The organism is Nitrosomonas nitrosa, assembly GCF_003051105.1.
GTDB classification, from domain to species: Bacteria; Pseudomonadota; Gammaproteobacteria; order Burkholderiales; family Nitrosomonadaceae; genus Nitrosomonas; species Nitrosomonas nitrosa.
In genome coordinates, this window is the sequence record NZ_QAOO01000080.1 from 1 (window position 1) to 1,564 (window position 1,564).

The 1,564-nt window shown below is 45.4% G+C and carries 1 protein-coding gene; it reads right to left on the reverse strand.

Annotated features, from left to right (window positions below; all coding sequences use genetic code 11):
• Positions 1–133: 133 nt before the first annotated feature.
• The coding region (locus C8R30_RS15655) for an ISNCY family transposase (protein WP_107790564.1) at positions 134–1,564 on the reverse strand (1,431 nt) is incomplete at its 5' end.

A 1,564-nucleotide genomic window follows, 5' to 3' on the forward strand; every position in this document is an offset into this window, starting at 1 on the left:
GCAATGAAATTATTCCTTCAAATATGTTCCTAATTGTGTTTTTTAAGAGAATTCGCATAAAAAACACGAATTTCACCCAGCACCCATCTCTGATTGCTCGCAATCAGGTGATTTTTTTCGTCAGTTGGCGAGTCTAGGCTGCTTGCTGGTATTTTAATTTACGTTTTATAGCCTTGCGTTCCCGTTCCACATCCTGCTGCCACAGAATATCACCTATTCGGCGGATGTTTCTGGCAACAATAGCCAGTGCAACATAACGTTTAAAACCTTCAATGCCATGATCTGGACATTTGTCTAAACCGTGTACTTCCAGTGCATTAATGGCTGATTCCACCGCTGAGTGTGTACGACGAGCTTTAACAAATGCATCACTTTGTTCCACTTCTTTCCTCTCCTTGGATAGCTTGCCTTTTCTGGGCAGAGTGACTTGGTCGAGTTGCTGAGCCAATTCAGTCTGGTTGGCAGGCGAATGAAAACCTTTGTCAAAGCTGCAGGCGTTGAGTGTGGGAAAACGTTTCTTGGCTTCAGTGACCATGGCAACTGCAATTTGATCGTCCGTTTGTTTTTCCATCACATGATGATGCAGAATGAATTGATACTGATCCTCCAGTATGCATACTTTGACTCCGAGTTCAACCGGTACACCTGCTTTACCTTTGCTGATCCATTCGGTGTGCGGTTCAAATAGAGAGAATACTTTTTCTGCATGAGGAATGATCTCACCTTTGATAACACGTCGTTCGATTTGGTCAATTTGGCGCTCGGCATGTTGCAGATAACTCTCAATTTCCATCTTCTGCAGCACCTCAGTAGGCGTCGTTGCGCTTAGCTTGCGTAAGGTGATTTGAATTTTGTCTAAATGGCATCGGGCTTGATCAATATAAGCCTGGTACGCTTGAATCATTTGTGCGTTTTCTTGTTGGCCTTCTGCTTTGGTTTTGCGGCGCTTTTTACTCTGTGCACTGCGCATCAGTCGTTTTAATTGGCGTAGGTTGTAACGATATTGCCGCCAGTCACTTAATTGCAGGCTTTCACACCAAAGTGCTGTCAGCGTAATCGCTTTGCGCATAGCATCCCATAGTAAGTTGATGTCGGTTGGAAAATGCACATCGGTTTCAACTACAAAGGAGTCGCACCGCCCACGCAGGGCTGCGTCGCCCTTTTTTACCACGACATGCCCTCCTTCTACAATGAGCTGGTTTAGTTTGTCCAGCAGCTCTGGCGTGAGCAGGCTTACGTTATCCACCAGGGTTTGATAAGCGTATTTCTTGTCATCATCATATAAACCGTGCCCCAACATTTCGCGTAACGTCTTATGCTGATTGACCAATTCATGTAAACGGTCATAGTCCGCATTCAAGTCCAGCCGTAATACCCCACAAACCAGAATGCTCCATAGTGTCATGCCAGGCCGTCCAGTGCGCTTATCTACCTTAGGGGCAATTTCACTTTCCAGTAAAGCAAAAACTTTCTGGCGCAATGCTTCGTCTAGGTAGAGATACTGCAACCCACGCAGTACCTTCGGTATGTCGTCTCGCGATCTCAGATCAAATTTGATTTGAGA